The organism is Aquibacillus halophilus (assembly GCF_009649745.1).
Classification (GTDB): domain Bacteria; phylum Bacillota; class Bacilli; order Bacillales; family Amphibacillaceae; genus Aquibacillus; species Aquibacillus halophilus.
Genome location: NZ_WJNG01000004.1, coordinates 16,709 through 36,025, shown reverse-complemented (window position 1 = coordinate 36,025; position 19,317 = coordinate 16,709). Strand labels below are relative to the sequence as shown.

Here is a 19,317-nt window from a genome sequence, read left to right as displayed (position 1 = left end):
TTACTACAAGGTATATTTCTTCGTGTTAGGTGTTAAAAACTACCGAGAACTTTAGATATCGAAATCCAGCATGTTCTCTGCAATTTCAGCGAAAGATTCTTCAGAACCCTCCACATAAGCTTCCCATTCATTGGTAGACCAGAATTCAATACGATTTGAGACACCAATAACAACGCAGTCTTTATCAAGAGTTGCATATTTTCTAAGAGGTGCCGGAATGTTTATTCTACCCTGTTTATCTACTTCACATTCAACTGCACCAGAAAAGAAAAAACGTGTAAAAGCACGGGCGTCTTTTTTAGTAAGTGGGAGTTTTTTTAACTTGTCTTCAAGGATGCGCCATTCGTTCATGGGATAAGCAAACAAACATTGATCTAAACCTCTGGTGACCACGAACATATCTCCGAGTCCCTCACGAAATTTAGCTGGGACGATTATGCGACCTTTAGCGTCAATAGTATGTTGGAATTCTCCCATAAACATATAGTTCGCCCCACTTTCTTTTTCCATAGTACCACAATCCCCCACCTTTCACCACTCATTTTTAGAATTTACAAACAAAATTGTTTTCTTCTTTGGTTGTCTCGTAGATCCAGAGTTATTCTATAGACAAAAAAACGCTAGAATGGCAAGAGCCATCTAGCGTTAAAGGTCCATTCATATTTTATTTTTAAAATAGTGGTGGAGAGTGGGAGAATATCTTTATTTACAAATATATAAGATAATGATCTACTTTATAATCATACGACTGTTCTGATAGTTGATCAATAAAGGCATCACCATAAAGATTTAGAAACGGGATGATATTCCAACACCTCTCTTGCAAACCACCCTCTGGTCGCAGCATCGTTTGTAAAGTATCAAAATCATCTAATCCTTGGTGATACTTTTCTTCCAAAGCTCTCATCAATTTGTCTTCAAGAAATTCTATGTCCTGAAATAAATAAAATAAGTTCTTTTCTGCTACATCGCCCAAATCAGAACGTATTTCTTTCGCTAGCTCTTTCAATGGCCTATGAGCACGTTCAATCGAAAACTTAACTTGATCAGTCAACATTTCAATAGGGGATGAAGTTTGAGTCGCTAGCCAATTGCCCCGTTCTAATTCAACGCCAAAATTAACTATCTGATTTGGAGGAATAGAAAATTTCTTGAGTTTCTTGTCGGTTGATCGATCAACTAGAGACAACGACAATCTTGGTAAAATAGGCGGCATTTTTATTTCTAACGTCTGAAATGCTGGTTTTAAAATAGACCAATAACCAATTTCTCCAAGACCACCCAAAAACGCTAACGTGGGAAATAACAACTCCTGCATTAAGGGACGAGTGACAACGTTATTGCTTAACAATTCTGGGTTATTTTTTGCTATATGTAAAAGTTCATCTGTAGTAAATTCACACTCATTTTGTTTTCCAATCCAAGAACCATCTTCAGACCGAACTAATAGTATTCTTTCTCCGTCTTTATGATAGAAAAGGTGAGCCTCATTCTCTTCCACATCCATCGATATAGAATAACCCGATTGCTTAATTTCTTGATTTGCTTGATAAACACCCTCACTAACAGACTGTTGATTTTTAATCATTGTTACAAAATGTTCACTTTCTAATTGTCTGACCAACTTATTTCCTGAATCAATTAAGACTAAGCCCTCTTTATTGAATATACTAAAGATTACCTTAGCAAAAAAATCTACTGTTGTATTAGATTCATTTAAACATTTCTCAAACAATTCAAGGTAAGAATTCGTGAATTCCGTTTCTTGTAACTCCCCAAAAACTCGGTGCAACCATGCCTTAGCAATATCTTTATCAAGGTCAAGTTCTGACATTGAAGTTTTCGAACTAACCCGTTGCGGTATTTTATACTTTTTCATTCTAGAACCTTTTTCAAGCATAATATGGTTGATTTCGGCAAAGTCGTGGTCTTCACCAGCGATCCAAAAAACAGGAACTACCGGTACCTTTAGTTGTCGTTCCTGTTGCTTAGCAAGATTAATAATCGAAATAATCTTATTGATCGTGTAAAGTGGACCTGTTAGTAGTCCAGATTGTTGACCTCCAATAACGACAACACTATCTTTGTCCTTTAGTCTTTCTATATTTTCTAAAGTAGCAGCAGGTGCTCCCCAATTATCATTTAATTTCTGCAATACAGTTGCAAGTCCTTCTCTGTCGAACTCCCTCTCTTGTAAATCAGTAAAACGTTGTTGAAAGGTTGACGCTTCAAAAGGCAGGTAATCAAACTTATTCATAATTTCACCGTTATTACGGTATTCATCTATTAATTTGTTTTTTGTTTCTAACTTGATCGGGTCGATCCGCATAGAATACTTGCTCCTTCTATTATAATTTCCCTTACTATGAAGTATTTTACATAAAAGCACTTACAAATTCACATATTCTGTTTACAAGTTTAAAATTTTCATTGTGATTCCTATTAAAATGAGTCCAATATAACTACACCCAAACAGAAGGAAGGAAAATCGCCAGAATCCCCTCCACGCATAACGAAACACTATTTCTTCTTTTACTTTCCACTGTATAACTACTGAAATAGCTAGACTAGTTATTAAAACAATAAGAATTAGACCAATAAAATTAATATTAAAAATTACATGAATTAACGTTGCAACTGAAAATATGTAAAACATCGTTGTATAATTTACCGATATATGAATGGCTTTCCATTTATTTTTATATAGATTTCTAGCAATTATATAAGTAATCATTGTTAGTAAGATCGGAACTGTTATGACTAATCCAATCAAGTAAGATATCTCATTCACTTTAAATTCACTTCCTGTTTATAATTCCATTCGAGAGCCTTAATACTATTATATGCAAATGAAGTATATGGAAAATTAACCTCACCTTGCTTAAGGATGTAACCTAATATGCCATCTATTTCTGTTCTTCTGCGTTTAAAAACATCCACCTTCATAGAAGAATGATTATTTTGGGTATTTGAAGCAACTGATACTACTCTGTTCCAATGTTCTAATGAATCGACCTGAAGCACACTACAGACTTCCTTACACAACTGCTCGCTAAGTTTTTTAAGGTATGGATTCTTTATGATCTCCCCGTTCTCAACTTGAAATATGGCGGTTATAGGATTAATTACTGCATTAATCACTAATTTTCTAGCAAGCATTGTAAACCAATCTCCCTCGATTTTAATAGGAAAATCTTCATTAACTAATAAGCTATGTATTTCGTCTAAAATAGAAGATATTCCAGATAGACTAGCAATGCTTATATGCCCCTTACCAGTATGCCTTACAATAGAATCACTTTCGCGAATTGCACCATGCTCGGAGGTAGCCAACAATACGTCATTGGTAAAGTTAAAATCTTGGATATCTTCAATATGTCCCATACCATTTTGTAAAAAGATTAATGGACAGGTGCTATTAAGTAGGAAAGGATAAATATCTGTTAATTGATATTGTTTCACACAAACTAGTAACATTTCATCACTTAAATCAATATCGTCTAATAACAACGACCTTACTTTATATGTTTCTTTGTTAGGAAATATGGTTATACCATTCTTATTTATGGTTTCCATTTGTTCCACTCTTCTAACGTAGAGTGTAATTTCGTTATTATGTCCTGCTAAAATAGAAGCCATCAGAAGACCAATTGATCCCCCACCAATAATTCCAATTTTCATTTAATATACAACTCCACACAAAATATGATTTCTCCTATTATATAATTGTACAAACAATATAAAATTTAAACAAATATAAAACACAGAAAAAACAAAACAATATGTTTCATCTTGTTCAAATGGTAGAGTAACTATCTCGTAGTAATTTATAACATTTTAAAAATTGTACAGAAAAGGGGAATGGAATCTGTTGAAATTGAAAGACTGTTAGTGAGTTATCAACATTAGAAAAATTTAAAAACTTCAGAAAATATGGGCAGAAGCTTACGATGATAGAGGATTTACAAGACAATATAATTGAAAATAGTGAATTCCCATTTTACGTCATTAGAAACGCTTTAGTGGCATAAATGAGTCTTTATAAGGTTAGCGCTAAATACGATAAGCATTTCTATCCTCCACAAGACAATCTTCAATTATGGAAACTAGAGGGTTTGCCAAATTGTGGTGTAAAGGATGCGGTCAGGCAATAAGTGGATTTTCGCTAAAAGTTACATGTTACCTTTAAAAACAAACCCAAGAGTTAATTCTGATGGATTCTAGGATAAAACGGTCTTTAAGAAGGCTAAATATCAAACGGAGAGTGATTTAGGTGAGAACCCTTTAATTTGGAAACCAGAGGGGATTTCTTCTCAACGAAACTGTTTTTGATACATATAGTTATTTAAAACTAACTTTAAAAACCCTTGCCGTCATTCGTAATGATGATCAGCGAGGGTTTGATTTTATATAATAAGACATTAATTAGAGATAATCACTCGGTATAGCTCTTCCCTTTCTCGTTAGGTTCGATCCAACGCCACAATTGGCCCATTTCTTGCCAAGCTTGCTCATATCTTTTCAATTGTTGCTTCAACTCATTAATCTCTTCAGTAAGTAATTGTACGTTGTTTTCTAAGGAACTACTTTTTTGTTCATTTGGATAATAATTTACTTTCATTTTTTCTAACAAGGAAATAGCAGCATCAAGTGTTCCTTCTTCATTCTGTTCAGTATTAGAATATAACGTTTGGTAGGTTTCAGCTTGTTGCTTTCTATCCTTTTTGGCAATATTAATAGCTTTTTGATATTGTTTTCTGATGGATGCATTCCAACGAAAACCACATGCAGCAGGTGTTCTGGACAGACGCTTACCTACCTCTTTGAAAGCTTCTAGTTGAGTCTTTCCTTCTCTTATATATCGCAACACAGTCTCAGCAAGAAGTAGGTCTTCATCCTGGCTCCATGCATCTTGTCTCGTATTATTCATCTCATCCCTCCTCTATTTAGACGTTTGCTATCAATGTATGCAAACGATAGGAGTGATAGAATAATTTCTTTTCTATTTTATTAAGTTATTGATATTTGTAATAACATTTATAATTTTATTTTTATTCTATAGTTGTGTGTAGAATTCTCCAAAAAAAAGATGACTGCATGCTACAGTCATCTTTTTAATATCGATATTATTGTTCAACCACTTGTTTACCATCATAATGTCCACATGATTTGCAAACATGGTGTGATTTCGTAAGCTCACCACAATTAGAACACTCAATCATGCCAGGTACATGTAGCTTTTTGTGCGTACGACGTTGATTCTTTACTTTTTTAGAAGTTTTTCTTTTTGGTACTGCCATGTCTTACACCTCCTTTATACACGAAACGAAAATCATCCTTATCCGTAATCATAAATAAGGCAAAGGCAGAGTTCTTCATAACACTTTACCTCACCGATTTTCCTCTTCATTGTTATCATCTAGTAATGATTGCAATTTCTGAAGACGTGGGTCTACTTTCTGTTCAGTTGGCTTTTCAGATAGTAATTCCCAGCCTTCCCCCTCTGTTAATGCATTTTCCTGAACTTCCTTATCATCTGAAAACACACGAAAAGGAACTTCCAATAAAACATTTTCCTTGATATACGGAGTTAAGTCAAGCATTTCTCCACTTACAGGATGAATTTCTGATTCATCTTCTTCTTTGTAATAAGGAGAAGTAGAGAAAACCTCTATTACATCCACTTGAAAAGGATATTTTACATCAACTAGGGTTCTTGCACATGGTAAAATCATTGTACCATCAATTGAAAAATGAAAAGTAATTTCATTTCCCTGCATGGTTGCATTTCCTTTAACCTGAACAGGGTCGATTTGTCGAATATCATTATTCATTTCTACAATGTCAGAAACATCTACATCTTCTTCAAAGTGTAATGGTTCTGCCCCATTAAACTTCAATTTTTGAACAGGAATTTTCATCACTATCACCTCTAGGCAACAAAGGTTATTTTATTAGGAATAACGCTTTTTGTCAATATTTTTTCTTTACAGATGTTTATTTGACCATAACAGTGTACACATTTTTTTTGCAAGGATCATGTTTACATAGCCTAACATATCCTAATTCCATTTTACAACTGGCCTCACAGCTTGGTCATAACCTAAAAAAAAGGTATAATAAGTTTAACACATATAGGGGTTGTTAACTATGAATGCATGCGGATTGATCGTCGAATACAATCCATTTCACAATGGTCATTATTATCACCTAGAACAGTCCAAACAGGCTACTAATTCTGATTGTATGATAGCAGTCATGAGCGGTAATTTTTTACAACGAGGGGAACCGGCCATTACAGACAAATTCCACCGTGCACGTGTCGCCGTTCAACAGGGAGTTGATATCGTCGTAGAGTTACCTTTTATTTATGCCGTCCAAAACAGTGATTTATTTGCAAGAGGTGCAGTCTCGATTTTGGCAGCACTTGGTGTTAAATCTCTTTGTTTTGGAAGTGAAAGCGGACAGATAAACGATTTCATTAACGCTTATAAACTATTCCAAAATAAACAAGAACGCTATAAGCTTGAATTAAAAAAGCAATTGTCCTACGGAATATCTTTTCCAGAAGCTAGTAGACAAGCATACCAAGCAATCGGTTTAACACAAGGTAGTATTGATTTATCTCAGCCGAACAATATTCTAGGGTTTAGTTACCTTAAAAGTATTTACCAAAACAATTTTTCTATTAGACCTATGACAATAAAACGAACAAAAAATAACTACCATGATAAAGAAATCAAAAACGAAATAGCTAGTGCTACAAGTATACGTAAAGAATTAGTGGCTTATAATAAAGTTACAACACTTGCAAAAGAAGCACTTCCATCTAAAATGATAGAAGGATTAGATGAGTATAAGCAATATTCGGGTTTGTGGCACCACTGGGAGCATTACTTTAACATATTACAATATCGTGTACTCACAATGACTGAGGCGGAACTCCGTCAAGTTCATGGTGTAGACGAGGGTTTAGAATACAGACTAAAACGAACAGCATCTAAAGCTACTAGCTTTGATTCTTGGATGAATGACGTCAAAACAAAACGATATACATGGACAAGGTTACAGCGGATGTTTGCGCATATCCTAGTAAATACAAAAAAAGAATCAATAGTATCTCTAACTGAAGAAAAATTGCCATACATTCGTTTACTTGCCATGACAGACAAGGGTCAAGCATATCTGAATCAAATAAAAAAAAGTATGGAAATTCCAATTATAACTGGATTAAAAAACGGGCGTCATCAAATTTCAGCTATTGAATCGCAGGCTAGTTATGCTTATTACAGTGTTGTTAGTCCAATTCAACGGAGAAAGTTATATAAACAAGAACTTAACCCGCCTTATATATTAAACAAAAGAAGTTAGGTTTGATTAGAACCAATCAAACCTAACTTCTTTATTTCGCTTCCAAGCCTTGTAAATAACTCAATGCATCTTGAAATGTGTCAACAGGTACCACCTTCATATCAGTGCCTATATCTTCCGCTGTTTGTAATGCTAATTGATAATTAGAATTTTCCAAACCGCCCTCGTTCGGCGCAAAAAATACATCACATCCTTCTTTATCAGCCGCTATAACTTTTTTATCAATTCCGCCTATACTACCTACTTCACCTTCATAACTAATTTCTCCCGTACCTGCTATTTGATATCCCTTAGTGATATCTTCTTCAGTTAATTGATCATATATCTCTAAAGAAAACATTAAACCAGCACTAGGTCCACCAATATTACCACTCGCAAAAGTTAATTCTGGATCAACTTTGACATTTCGATTTGTCACCAACTGAATACCAATCCCGACCTTATCATCCATTCCAGGAAAGGACTCTAACTTTATTTCTTCTGTTAATTCTTCTCCATCTCTTTCAATGGTTACAGTTATAACAGTATCAACTTCTTTTGCTGATACATAATCAATCAACTCGTCTGTTTGCTCTATTAAAAGTTCATCAACTCCAAGAATTTTATCTCCTGATTGTAATATTCCATCAGCCGGCATATCCTGAATAACTGCTACAACATAAACGCCCTCATATTCTATTTCAATCTGTTTTTCAGCAGCCTGATAAGCAACTACAGTTGAAGCTTCTTGAGAACTTTCCATCATCTGCAACTGGACTTGAAAGTAATCATCTTGTGAAATTCCCTCTGGAAACACTTCACTTATGGGTTGTATGTCTTGATATGGTCTAATTGATGCCAATAAATACTGAATCGGGGTTGCGATACCACCTCTTACTGTTACCAGATGCATGTCACCCTCACTTGTAAATCCTTCACTAACCTCAACTATTGGATTAAGAGCGTCTGCTCCACCAGGTTTATATATATAGTACGGAAGGCGATACCCTACTAAAAAAGCCATTACTATAATGACTATGATGCTAAGTATAAAACTTCGACGGCTAAACCTCATTACTTTTCCCCTTCCATATATCCATGGAGTATAAAATTATCTATATGTTGATCATCAGTACAAAATCACCCCGGACCCTTATGTTTAATTAGGGACAGTTCCAACACAATCCCAGGGTTGTTTACAGGATTCTAACACGGAGTTACATGAATTCGCACTTAAATAAAAACAGTTTTTATATAATATGGCATAAAAAAACTAACTATGAGCGTATATTGTAAAGAAATGCTTGTACCTTTTAGGAAGCTATTCATATTCTACTATTATCAAAATAATAAGTACAGAAATGTGTGAAATTCATAGCTAGGAGGCACTAATCTTGAAATCAAAAGTAAAGTCAATAAGTTTAGCAGGAGTGGCACTATTTATTGCTATTGCGCTAATAAAATTTCCAAGAGAAACGTTAGAAGCAAGTACCCGTGGAATAGATATGTGGTGGGGAACTGTATTCCCTTCTCTTCTACCCTTCTTTATCACTGCTGAATTACTTATTGGTTTTGGTGTAGTTCGATTTATAGGAGTACTATTTGAACCGATTATGCGACCATTATTTAATGTACCAGGTGTTGGGAGTTTTGTTTGGGCAATGGGAATGGCGAGTGGATACCCCTCCGGTGCAAAATTGACAGCAAGACTGCGTCAAGAAAAACAATTGACAAAAATTGAGGCAGAACGACTTGTTTCGTTTACAAATGCTTCAAACCCATTGTTCATTATTGCAGCAGTCTCCGTAGGCTTTTTTCATGACGCTCAACTTGGAATCCTACTAGCTGTTTGTCATTATACCGGTAATGCTTTAGTGGGAGTTTGCATGAGGTTTTACGGTAAAGATACTGTTGAAATGTCCAGGAGAAAGGACCGAAAAGTATCAATTTACAAAGCACTCCAAGAGCTTCATCGCACACGGTTAAAAGATACTCGGCCCTTCGGAAAAATATTAGGAGATGCTGTCACTAATTCCGTACAAACGTTGTTAATGATTGGCGGTTTTATCATCTTATTTTCAGTGTTTACAAAACTACTTTTCCTTGTTGGGATTTCTAATATTTTGGCTGGTGGATTAGCCGTAATTTTAAAAGGGCTAGGTTTGCCACCTGAACTTGCCTTACCAATGTTTTCTGGTCTATTCGAGATTACACTTGGATCACAATTAATATCACAATCAGATACAACTAGCCTCTATACACAAGCAATTGTTATTAGTTTTATACTTGCATTTAATGGTTTTTCCGTTCAAGCACAAGTTGCAAGCATTCTAGCTGAAACAGACATACGTTTTGGTCCTTATTTTTTCGCTCGAATACTCCATGGAATTTTTGCAAGTTTGTTGGCAGCCATCTTGTTTAAACCCTTGTATTTAAATAAAAAGGTCCTTGGTTATCAAGATATACCTGTGCTTCTCCCAAAAGAGAATCCAGATCCTTGGTTAGATGCATTACACACTTTACAATCCCTTGGACCAGCGGTAACCTTATTTTCATTATCATTAGCTGCTTTGATTATCACTCTAAGGTTAACTGTTAAGCAAAAGTACTTATGAGTCTTGCTAAACATATCAGTAGTATATAACCTTTTTTATAAATAAAACTGGTAGATTAAAATCTACCAGTTTTATCATTTATTTTGAGCAAATTTATGTTTTAAGGCTTGTTCTACTACTTCAGGAACAAGATCTGACACATTTGCATGATATTTTGCTACTTCTTTCACCATGCTAGAACTTAAGAAGGAATATTGATTATTTGTCATCATGAAAAAGGTTTCAATATTCTCGTTCAACTTTCTATTCATTGATGTTATTTGCATTTCATATTCAAAATCACTTACTGCCCGTAGACCTCTTAATATGACTTGTGCGTTTTGCTCCCTTGCATAATCCATTAACAGACCACTACTAGTATCAACCCTTACATTTTCAAGATCTTTTGTAACAGCTTTCAAAAGTTCCATTCTTTCCTCAACAGAAAACAAAGGCTGTTTTGATTGGTTATTAAATACTGTTACGATGACTTGATCAAAAACCTTTGCTCCTCGTTGAATGATATCTAGATGACCATAGGTAATAGGATCAAAACTTCCTGGACAAATAGCTAACCTACTCATGTGTATTATCCCCTTTTTCGAATAAGGTAATTGCAGTTGCACTACCATAGAGCTCTGATTTTAATTTAACAAAACCACTATAATTTTCTGGTAATGTTTTCCTTTTATCATGCTCACAAATAATTAAACCTTCTGAAGCTAAAAGGTTAAACTTACTAATTTCATCCAAAAGATCCTCATAGGAAATTTTTGCATATGGTGGATCTAAAAAGATAAGATCAAAGACTAACTCTCTTTTTGCCGCAGCTTTTATCGCACGAAAAGCATCATTGCGAAAAACCTCTGCATGTTCTTCTAATTTTAATGTTTTAAGATTATCATGAATAGTATGTATAGCTTTGGGATGTTTATCAACAAAAATAGCATGATCCATACCACGACTCAAAGCCTCAATACCTAATGAACCACTACCAGCAAATAAGTCCAAACATTGACCACCCTCAAAAAATGGGCCAATTATCTGAAACAACGCTTCTTTTGCTTTGTCAGTGGTAGGTCTAGTTAATTGGTTTGGTACCGCCTTAATTTGACGCCCTTTGTGTATACCTGAAATAACTCTCATATAGGACAACCCTTCTATCATATTTCGACATTAATGCTACCACAAAAGTCTTTAATCAGGAAATATATTTTATTTTAAGGCTCTTTATTCTTGTTTGTTACTATTGATGAAAAATGCGACTGTATGTTGAATTCCACTTAAGGCAGTCGCTTTACGCGGGCAACGCTTCACCTTCCTCGGAAGAATCGCTCTTTGGCCTGCAGTTACTCTGCCATCGAGAGCTGAGATCGTACCCACGGAAAGCGTAGGATTCTGCCGAAGCGGTTATATAGCAGTCGATTAAAAAGTAGTAAAAAAAATTAATAAAAGGTTACGTCGCATCTATGGTTTTTTTGTAAAAACACCAATCTTTTAAAAACACCCTCTTTTAAAATTTTTTAAGCATGTATATATTTTTAGACGAAGTCCATAATATTATTGAGGCAGCTAACAATCCTATTAGTTGCTTCTGAACACGGAGAAGACTTACGTTTCCCCATAAGTTCTTCCTCCGGTTTCTCCTCTCCCTTTGCCTTTTTGTTTTTCTTAATTGAAAGCAAAAAGGGCCTGCAGATTATTTCTGCAGGCTTTTTTTTATAACTTTAATACTTTCACTTTTTTTATTCACCATGATAAGATTAATTAAAAAGAGGTGTACATACGAATGATACAGCGTTTTATCGAACTAGGAGACGGATATTCTGACGTCTACGAGTTAGTAGACTTGGCTAACTATATGAAAACAAGAATTGAAAAAATTATTGCCATTCATACTAATAAGAACGGACAGGAATTAACATCATTAGCAATTATTATGAAGCCAGGTGCTGAAGGAGACTTCCAGCCTATCTATATATGTTTTGAAGGCGTACCAAATCCAGCAAATAAAGTGACGAAAAGATATCAGCTATTTGAGCAAATAGCGAATCAAACCAATCAGCAAATAAGAGAAATAACTGTGAAACCGTCCACTTTTTTCCATGATAAGTCTTTATATTATCAATATTTATTAGGTATTTTTAGAATGAACCGATTTTTAAAGCCATACCAATAATTTTTTAAAATCTAGGTTAGTTAACATGAAACTCCCCCTAACAAATTGTTAAGGGGAGTTTCATTATCGTTATATTCCCATTTTATAATCGTACTCTTTTGCTTTATCCATTTTAGCATTTTCAAAGTTTGTCCTAATAAATGGTTTATAAGACAAATCTACCTTTGAAACAAAAGGAAGTAGATTTAGTTTATCCTGTTTGTCCTCTACCTCTTCCTGATCAACATAGATAACAGCATATCTTAACTCTCTTGAAACATAAATTAAATGTCCAAATCGTTTAATTTGCTTTACATTTTTCATATGCTGAAACCAAACAATAATTCCTTGGCGTTTTGTTCTCATAATAAGTCCTCACTTATAACTACTTTACATTAGTTTATCAAAATAATTGAAGTTCATCAACGTTGATTATTAGAATCGCTAGAATTTTAAGAGAATTAACAGTTGACAACAAGAAAATAGCTTCCCGAAAATAACTAAAAAAGTCTATCTTTTTCAAGATAGACTTTTTTAGTTCGATTAAAACATCTATGATGCACAACCGCAGCCGCTACTTCCTGATCCACAACCACAGCCACCTTCTTTAAGCAATGCTCCATCCCTAGGAACCTTCACTTGGTGACTAACACTATGGGCAACTACTTCACTTACTTCATCTAACAGATTTTGTAGATTTCTTTCTGCAATCTTATATAAGGCAACGAGCTCGTTCATATCCATTTCTCGTTTCGTTGCCCGAATCTCTTTCATAATAAAACTGTAGTCTGGATGGTATCTACCAAAACGTTGAACTTCCTCATATTGATCTTTTGTTTTGGAAAAGTTAGAAATGAGGCTTTGAGCCTCTTTATCATTAGATAAAGCGTCTTTTGCTTTATTGTATTCTTGCATAACGTCAGATTTAAGAATCCACTGACCAAGTTGTTCTGATTGATCTAAAATATCAACAATTTCTATTGTGGCTAACATTCTCCCACCTCCACTGACACTATCATACCAATTATTATCAATAAATAAAAGAGGCAAGTGAAATCTAATCTTTCATTGCACCTGCCATTTGTATTAACATGGAAACCATTTGCACTTGATTCGATATCTTTTCTATTCTTTGTGGTACAGTCCTCCCATAAAATACATTCGCTTCTTTCTCTAAATCCTGTATGCGAGAAGGATTTCTCGTTAACTCTCTATACCACTGTGGATTAAGACGGATAAATTTTAGTAATTCTGGTCGCGAACGCAGAAATTGATAAAGATTGGGTTCCACTTAGGACACCTCCTAATCTCTATTTATGTTAAATGGTGATGGTGATCTTTCATTATTCTTCTTGGATGGGAATTGTTTTTTCGCTTCTTTAAACTGTCCAATTAATGATTGAATATTAGTAATTGCCCCATTTAATTGAGTTATATGACCTTCAACCTTATTTAAATCAACATTTTCAACCATTTTCATCATCTGATTCATAATCTCTTGTTTATCTTTCTTTGATTCAGTATTAGTTGAATCTGATGTCTTTGAAGTAGAAGTACCTGTTTTTTTATACTTTTCCCATGAGGGGTCATCCTCCCCTAAAAGGACCCATTTTTCATAATAATCTTGCCACTTATCCCCATTATTCCTAACTTCTTTTATAATGCCAGGATGTTCTCTTACAAACTCTTTAAACTCTTTTATTGATGGATGTAAGTTTTTTTGAGTCAACCTATTCACCTCGAATCTTTGTAAAACCTTTTCTATTGTATTTTATGAAATACCATAGGCAATGTGACAATTTAAAATAAATGTAGGTAATTATAAACGAAGAAAATTTGTGTGGGAATTCTTTTATAAAAAAACTTAATTATTTCCTGGGAAAGCGCAAAGTTCTTTAAAAATTGACAATAATTGAGTGTTTTCAACTTTTCAGTGACAAATCGTATTTTTGTCCACTTTTAACTAAAAATTTTCTGATTTAATAATTTCTTGTTTACAAATCTATTTGACGGGTAATTTATAACAAGAGATTTTTAAAGGAGGATTTCAATGATTACCTTAACTACTAACAACCTAGAATCTGTAGTTGAAGTCAACGTAGATGGCAAAATTACTGAAACTGACATGGAGGAATTCAAAGAATATTTTAAATTAAAAAAAGCTGCCGATGGTAAAATAAATCTTTTACTAGTTATAAAAGAGATAGAAGGTTACTCGATGCAGGGTTTAATTGAAGATCTGAAATTTGAGGCAAATCATTGGAAAGATGTAAATAAAATTGCAGTAACAAGTGATAAAAAATGGTTAGAAATAGCAACAAAAATAGGTAGTTATTTACCTAAAATTGAAACTAAACATTTTGATCGAGGTCAAAGGGATCAAGCGTTAGATTGGCTAAATTCCTAAATTAACTAGTTAAAACCCAATTCCTTTGTAGGAGGATTGGGTTTTATTTTTTATAATCATCCAGAAAATCCTTTTGGAAACTAGTTCGAGGTTGATTATCCTCCTGATTAGAATTTAATTTTATGAAAGTACTTTTTCCATATTTTTCATTCAACTTATCAATTGCTTTATAAAGACCTTCTTTGCTAGCTTCCTGCTCATAAGTAAATAAATCTAACTGATGTGCGATTTCTTTCTTTTCTGCAACATCTTGGATTGTGATACCGAGCAATCTGATTGGATCACCGTTCCAATTCTGCTCAAATAAATCATTGCTGACAGCAAATATTTCATCTTCATCCTCAAGGTAATTGGGGAGTTTTACACTTCTAGTAATGGTTCTTCGGTCATGAAACCTAATCATAATTTGAACACTTCGACCAACTGCTTGCTTTCGCTTTAATCTCCTAGCCACATTCCTTGCTAAATTTCGAAACAACCTTTTTATTTCAGTTTCTTCAACAGTATCATTAGGTAATGTCTCCGAACTTCCAATACTTTTAAAATCATAAACAGCATCAGGATCTACTGGACTAGGGTCAATTCCTATCGCTCTATTTTTTAGTCGTTCACCATTAATTCCTAGCAAACGCTTAAGCTGGTAAACGTCGGTAGAGACCAAGTCCTCAATTGTATGAACATTTATCCCATTTAGTTTTTCAGCTGTTTTGGATCCAACACCATACATTTCCTCGACTTTTAGCGGCCACAATTTCTTGGGTAGGTCTCTTTTTCTTAACACAGTAATCCCCATTGGCTTTTTCATATCTGATGCCATTTTAGCTAAAAATTTATTTGGTGCTATTCCAATTGAACAAGGTAAATCTAGCTCATTTGCAATTCTGTTTTGTATATTTGCAGCAATCTCTAATGGACTACCTAAATCTTGGCATTCAGTAATGTCCATATATCCTTCATCTATTGATACAGGTTGTACATTTGGAGTTATTTCTGACAGTATTTTAAACATCTCTTTAGAAGCAGCTCTATACCTTTCAAAATTAGGGCGCATGACAATTAACTCTGGGCATAACCGTCTAGCCTCCCAGAGTGGCATGGTGGTCTTAACACCCTTAGCTCTTGCTTCATAGCTACTTGTAACAATAATCCCTCTTCTTTCTTCAGGATTTCCAGCAACAGCTATAGGTTTGCCTTTAAGTTTAGGATCATAAGCCGCTTCTACTGAAGCATAGAAACTATTCATATCAACGTGAAAAATGACGCGTCCTTTTTTTGGATACCATTTTGACATAACTATCTCCTTTTAAGAACGGTTGTTCTATCTATTATACCATATAGTCGGAAGCGGTAATCAATATAGATTCACAACTGCTTTGCTTAAATGTAAAACAATAAAAAAAGCCGGGATAAGGTGTTCTATCCCAGCGGTTAACATTCTTTTTACTTAGCAGCTTCTTGAGTGATCGAAGTAATAAATTCAGCTATTTTAACTAGCTCTTTAATCGCTATGCGCTCATTAGTAGTATGAATCTCCTCATATCCTACAGAGAGGTTTACAGTAGGAATACCGTGTCCAGCAATAACGTTCGCATCACTTCCTCCTCCACTCTTTCTCAATTCACTGTCTCTTCCTATTGCTTTTGCGGCTTTCCTAGCGATTTCAACAACATGGTCTCCAGCTTCTTGTTTATACCCTGGATACATTACATATGTATCTAACTCAACGCTACCACCCATTTGTTCAGCAGCTTCTTCAAACGCCTTTTTCATCTTGTTAACTTGAGCTTCCATTTTCTCAGGAACTAGGGATCTTGCTTCTGCAAGAATTTCCACATGATCACAAACAATATTAGTTTGCGATCCACCCTGAAAGCGACCAATATTTGCGGTTGTTTCTGAATCAATTCTACCTAATGGCATCTTAGCTATTGCTTTGGAGGCAATCGTAATTGCCGATACGCCCTTTTCAGGGGCTACACCTGCATGTGCAGTTTTCCCTTTAACTATCGCATGTACCTTTGCTTGTGTAGGCGCTGCAATAATGATATTCCCGACCTTACCATCACTATCAACCGCATAGCCGTATTTTGCTTTTAGATAAGAAGTATCTAATGCTTTTGCACCAACAAGCCCTGATTCTTCACCAGCAGTGATTACAAATTGAACATCTCCGTGCTCTATATCGTTTTCTTGTAGCACTCGAATCGCTTCAAGCATTGCCGCCAAACCGGCTTTATCATCCGCACCAAGTATCGTTGTACCATCAGTGACGATATAGCCGTCTTTTATTGATGGTTTTATGTTTTTACCTGGAACAACTGTATCCATATGAGATGTGAAATAAATTGTATCCGCGTCATTCTTTTTTCCCTTTAAATTACAAATCAGGTTACCAGCACCATGACCAGTTTGGGCCTTGCTATTATCTTCATGAACCTCTAGGCCTAGAGACTCAAACTTTTTCTTTAAAACTTCCGCAATCATTCCTTCATTTTTCGTTTCAGAATCTATCTTAACTAATTCAATAAATTCATTAACTAACCTATCTTGATTAATTGCTATCATGAAATATCCTCCTAGTAGTATCAATTAATTAGTACGTTAGCGAAACGACTGCTAATTGTCAATTAGAAACAGGTATCTTAATAACACGTTAGCGATTAAATTGTTTCTTCCCTATATCCGTTATAAACCTAATTATCTCTGACACGGATTCACTTCCGTTGAACACTCTCTTTACACCTAAATCAATAAGAAATCCTCTGTCCTTCTCAGGGATAATTCCACCAATGATAACTGGAATCTCGCTGCCTCCACCATTACACAATTCCTCTATCAACCTGGGAATCAAGTGATTATGTCCTCCTGATAAAATCGATATAGCAATTACATCGATTTTATTTTCTACCGCTATTTCTGCAATCTGAACTGGTGTTTTCCTGATGCCCGTATAATAAACAAACATCCCACTAGCACTTAGTATGTTTGTTAGAATTCTAGCACCTCGATCATGTCCGTCCAAACCAACTTTGGCTACTAGCACACGAACGGAATCACCCATTGGGATTACCCTCTTTAAATTCACCAAATACGGTTCTAAATACGTTTGATATTTCTTCAACAGTACAATAAGCTTTTACAGCCTCCATAATGAACGGAATTAGATTAGCCTGTTCATCGTAGCTGGCTTTTCTAAGGTTATCTAAGCATAGAGAGACAAGTAGATTATCTCTATTTAGTTTTATCTCGTTAAGGGAGTGTATTTGGGTTTTTTCTAATAAAGGATTATTCTCGTGTAATGTCATTTGATTATCCAGAGAAAAACCTTCTGATGCAACTGCCTTTTGTTTTTTTTCTTCTGTTTGCCTAAATGACTGATAAGAAGCTACATTTATTTCCCGCTGGATAAAACCCGTTTCAATAGCCTTTATCATACCTCCAGTTTGTTCTATTTCATCAAGAAGCTTGACTACACCTGCTTCAATTTCATCTGTCAGGTATTCAACAAAATACGAACCACCTAGAGGATCGACAGTTTTAATTACTCCACTTTCTTCAGCTATTATTTGTTGAGTTCTGAGTGCGATACGAACAGAATCTTCAGTTGGTAAAGCTAATGCTTCATCTTTTGAATTAGTATGTAGGCTTTGAGTACCGCCTAAAACTGCTGCGAGAGCTTGGATGGTTACTCGAACAATATTGTTATCCGGTTCATGTGAAGTTAGTCTTGATCCTGCTGTCTGCGTATGAAATCGGAGTTGCCAGCTTTTAGGCATTTTCGCATGATAATGTTCTTTCATAATTTTCGCCCAAATTCTACGAGCAGCTCTAAATTTTGCCACTTCTTCAAAAAAATCATTATCTGCACTAAAGAAAAAAGATAGCCTTTGTGCAAAGTGATCGACTATTTCACCTTGTTTTAAAGCTTCATCTAAGTAAACCTTCGCATTTGCAAAAGCAAAAGCTACCTCCTGGATAGCAGTGGAACCTGCTTCTCTTATATGATAACCAGAAATACTAATTGGATGGAATTTAGGGAAATGTATATTAATGTAGGTAATAAGGTTAGTAGCTAACCTGATAGAAGCCTTTGGGGGATAGATATATGTTCCACGAGCAACGTATTCTTTTAAAATGTCATTTTGAATTGTTCCTGAAAGTTGTGTAGGTGAAATTCCTCTTTTTTCGGCTGTTGCAACGTACATGCAAAATAAAATAGCTGCGGGCGCATTTATAGTCATAGATGTACTAACTTTTTCCAAAGGTATGTTATTAAATAACATTTCCATATCTTGTAATGTGTCAATAGCCACTCCAACGTTACCGACTTCACCTTCTGCAAATGGATGATCAGAATCATAGCCTATTTGGGTTGGTAAATCAAATGCGACTGATAAAGCGTTTTGCCTTTGATTTAATAAATAACGTAAGCGAGCATTCGAATCACTCGCAGAACCAAAACCCGAATATTGTCTAACTGACCAAAGTTTACTACGATACATATATGGGTGAATTCCTCTTGTATATGGATAAACTCCTGATAAAGTATTTGGAATATGACTTTTTTTATTGTATATAAACTCTATAGGAATTCCTGAATTCGTATATAAGATATCTATTTCCTTTGGGTGATTTTTAATGCCGTTGTGTTTATTATCGCTTATATTCCCCTCGCTCTTACCACCATTGTGAGGACCACTCATGTTTAGTCACTCCTTGATGTTATAAAATTAGCCATATTTTATATATATTCTGAACAATCAAAGTTAGTATTAAAAAAATTATGGACTTGTCCAATTAGACAATTC

General features: G+C 34.9%; 23 protein-coding genes and 1 pseudogene. 5 read left to right on the top strand and 19 right to left on the bottom strand.

The genetic code is table 11. From position 1 onward, the window contains the following. Positions 1 to 51 precede the first annotated feature (51 nt). The 4 genes from mraZ to GH741_RS05630 form a co-directional block, all read right to left on the bottom strand. Complete coding sequence (gene mraZ / locus GH741_RS05645; protein ID WP_153735963.1) at positions 52 to 483, bottom strand: division/cell wall cluster transcriptional repressor MraZ; 432 nt, start codon at positions 481 to 483, stop codon at positions 52 to 54. 223 nt (positions 484 to 706) lie between these two features. Next, on the bottom strand, positions 707 to 2,329 hold the full coding sequence (gene bshC / locus GH741_RS05640) for a bacillithiol biosynthesis cysteine-adding enzyme BshC (protein WP_153735819.1): 1,623 nt from the start codon (positions 2,327 to 2,329) through the stop codon (positions 707 to 709). Positions 2,330 to 2,410: 81 nt separating this feature from the next. Next, positions 2,411 to 2,791 (bottom strand): DUF3397 family protein, encoded by a 381-nt coding sequence (locus GH741_RS05635; RefSeq protein ID WP_153735818.1) that lies wholly within the window; start codon positions 2,789 to 2,791, stop codon positions 2,411 to 2,413. After that, positions 2,788 to 3,681 carry a 2-dehydropantoate 2-reductase gene (locus GH741_RS05630; RefSeq protein WP_153735817.1) on the bottom strand — a complete coding sequence of 298 codons (894 nt, stop codon included), beginning with the start codon at positions 3,679 to 3,681 and terminating at the stop codon, positions 2,788 to 2,790. Before GH741_RS05630 ends, GH741_RS05635 begins: the two co-directional genes overlap by 4 nt. A gap of 180 nt (positions 3,682 to 3,861) precedes the next feature. Between GH741_RS05630 and GH741_RS21905 the strand changes: the two are divergent. Further along, a pseudogene (locus GH741_RS21905) lies at positions 3,862 to 4,332 on the top strand (GNAT family protein). 103 nt (positions 4,333 to 4,435) lie between these two features. Here the strand turns inward: GH741_RS21905 and GH741_RS05625 are convergent. The 3 genes from GH741_RS05625 to GH741_RS05615 form a co-directional block, all read right to left on the bottom strand. Further along, positions 4,436 to 4,930 carry an RsfA family transcriptional regulator gene (locus GH741_RS05625; protein WP_153735816.1) on the bottom strand — a complete coding sequence of 165 codons (495 nt, stop codon included), beginning with the start codon at positions 4,928 to 4,930 and terminating at the stop codon, positions 4,436 to 4,438. A gap of 196 nt (positions 4,931 to 5,126) precedes the next feature. Next, on the bottom strand, positions 5,127 to 5,300 hold the full coding sequence (gene rpmF, locus GH741_RS05620) for a 50S ribosomal protein L32 (protein WP_153735815.1): 174 nt from the start codon (positions 5,298 to 5,300) through the stop codon (positions 5,127 to 5,129). Positions 5,301 to 5,390: 90 nt separating this feature from the next. Then, entirely contained in the window at positions 5,391 to 5,921 is a 531-nt protein-coding gene (locus GH741_RS05615; RefSeq protein WP_153735814.1) for a YceD family protein, read from the bottom strand. Between the two features lie 229 nt (positions 5,922 to 6,150). Here GH741_RS05615 and GH741_RS05610 point away from each other — a divergent pair, with 229 nt between their 5' ends. Further along, complete coding sequence (locus GH741_RS05610; RefSeq protein WP_153735813.1) at positions 6,151 to 7,371, top strand: nucleotidyltransferase; 1,221 nt, start codon at positions 6,151 to 6,153, stop codon at positions 7,369 to 7,371. A gap of 31 nt (positions 7,372 to 7,402) precedes the next feature. Here GH741_RS05610 and GH741_RS05605 read toward each other — a convergent pair whose 3' ends face one another. Further along, on the bottom strand, positions 7,403 to 8,425 hold the full coding sequence (locus tag GH741_RS05605; protein ID WP_153735812.1) for a SepM family pheromone-processing serine protease: 1,023 nt from the start codon (positions 8,423 to 8,425) through the stop codon (positions 7,403 to 7,405). Between the two features lie 319 nt (positions 8,426 to 8,744). Between GH741_RS05605 and ylbJ the strand changes: the two genes are divergently transcribed. Next, positions 8,745 to 9,965, top strand: coding sequence for a sporulation integral membrane protein YlbJ (gene ylbJ / locus GH741_RS05600; protein ID WP_153735811.1), 1,221 nt, complete (start codon positions 8,745 to 8,747; stop codon positions 9,963 to 9,965). A gap of 74 nt (positions 9,966 to 10,039) precedes the next feature. Here ylbJ and coaD read toward each other — a convergent pair whose 3' ends face one another. From coaD to GH741_RS05585, 3 genes are all read right to left on the bottom strand, one after another. Further along, on the bottom strand, positions 10,040 to 10,528 hold the full coding sequence (gene coaD / locus GH741_RS05595; protein ID WP_153735810.1) for a pantetheine-phosphate adenylyltransferase: 489 nt from the start codon (positions 10,526 to 10,528) through the stop codon (positions 10,040 to 10,042). Further along, positions 10,521 to 11,090 (bottom strand): 16S rRNA (guanine(966)-N(2))-methyltransferase RsmD, encoded by a 570-nt coding sequence (gene rsmD / locus GH741_RS05590; RefSeq protein ID WP_153735809.1) that lies wholly within the window; start codon positions 11,088 to 11,090, stop codon positions 10,521 to 10,523. Before rsmD ends, coaD begins: the two co-directional genes overlap by 8 nt. Positions 11,091 to 11,174: 84 nt before the next feature. After that, the gene (locus GH741_RS05585) at positions 11,175 to 11,327 is read right to left on the bottom strand and encodes a hypothetical protein (RefSeq protein ID WP_153735808.1); all 153 of its coding nucleotides are present in this window, start codon (positions 11,325 to 11,327) and stop codon (positions 11,175 to 11,177) included. Between the two features lie 406 nt (positions 11,328 to 11,733). Between GH741_RS05585 and GH741_RS05580 the strand changes: the two genes are divergently transcribed. Beyond that, the gene (locus GH741_RS05580; protein WP_153735807.1) at positions 11,734 to 12,123 is read left to right on the top strand and encodes a DUF7147 family protein; all 390 of its coding nucleotides are present in this window, start codon (positions 11,734 to 11,736) and stop codon (positions 12,121 to 12,123) included. Between the two features lie 69 nt (positions 12,124 to 12,192). Here GH741_RS05580 and GH741_RS05575 read toward each other — a convergent pair whose 3' ends face one another. The 4 genes from GH741_RS05575 to ylbD all read right to left on the bottom strand — a co-directional run bounded on the left by GH741_RS05575 (position 12,193) and on the right by ylbD (position 13,831). Then, positions 12,193 to 12,468, bottom strand: a complete 276-nt coding sequence (locus GH741_RS05575) for a YlbG family protein (protein WP_153735806.1) — start codon at positions 12,466 to 12,468, stop codon at positions 12,193 to 12,195. A gap of 186 nt (positions 12,469 to 12,654) precedes the next feature. After that, entirely contained in the window at positions 12,655 to 13,095 is a 441-nt protein-coding gene (locus GH741_RS05570; RefSeq protein ID WP_153735805.1) for a YlbF/YmcA family competence regulator, read from the bottom strand. A 64-nt stretch (positions 13,096 to 13,159) separates the two neighbouring features. Continuing rightward, on the bottom strand, positions 13,160 to 13,393 hold the full coding sequence (locus tag GH741_RS05565; protein ID WP_338079257.1) for a YlbE-like family protein: 234 nt from the start codon (positions 13,391 to 13,393) through the stop codon (positions 13,160 to 13,162). A 12-nt stretch (positions 13,394 to 13,405) separates the two neighbouring features. Further along, positions 13,406 to 13,831: a YlbD family protein gene (gene ylbD, locus GH741_RS05560; protein ID WP_153735804.1), complete on the bottom strand. Its 426-nt coding sequence runs from the start codon at positions 13,829 to 13,831 to the stop codon at positions 13,406 to 13,408. 321 nt (positions 13,832 to 14,152) lie between these two features. Between ylbD and GH741_RS05555 the strand changes: the two genes are divergently transcribed. Beyond that, positions 14,153 to 14,509 (top strand): SpoIIAA family protein, encoded by a 357-nt coding sequence (locus GH741_RS05555; RefSeq protein ID WP_153735803.1) that lies wholly within the window; start codon positions 14,153 to 14,155, stop codon positions 14,507 to 14,509. Between the two features lie 43 nt (positions 14,510 to 14,552). Here the strand turns inward: GH741_RS05555 and GH741_RS05550 are convergent, their stop codons facing one another. From GH741_RS05550 to GH741_RS05535, 4 genes are all read right to left on the bottom strand, one after another. Continuing rightward, positions 14,553 to 15,800, bottom strand: coding sequence for a DNA polymerase IV (locus GH741_RS05550; protein WP_153735802.1), 1,248 nt, complete (start codon positions 15,798 to 15,800; stop codon positions 14,553 to 14,555). A gap of 149 nt (positions 15,801 to 15,949) precedes the next feature. Then, on the bottom strand, positions 15,950 to 17,074 hold the full coding sequence (locus GH741_RS05545; RefSeq protein WP_153735801.1) for a M20/M25/M40 family metallo-hydrolase: 1,125 nt from the start codon (positions 17,072 to 17,074) through the stop codon (positions 15,950 to 15,952). Positions 17,075 to 17,162: 88 nt separating this feature from the next. Continuing rightward, positions 17,163 to 17,570: a cobalamin-dependent protein gene (locus tag GH741_RS05540; RefSeq protein WP_153735800.1), complete on the bottom strand. Its 408-nt coding sequence runs from the start codon at positions 17,568 to 17,570 to the stop codon at positions 17,163 to 17,165. Next, entirely contained in the window at positions 17,563 to 19,212 is a 1,650-nt protein-coding gene (locus tag GH741_RS05535; RefSeq protein WP_153735799.1) for an acyl-CoA mutase large subunit family protein, read from the bottom strand. Before GH741_RS05535 ends, GH741_RS05540 begins: the two co-directional genes overlap by 8 nt. Between the last annotated feature and the right edge of the window lie 105 nt (positions 19,213 to 19,317).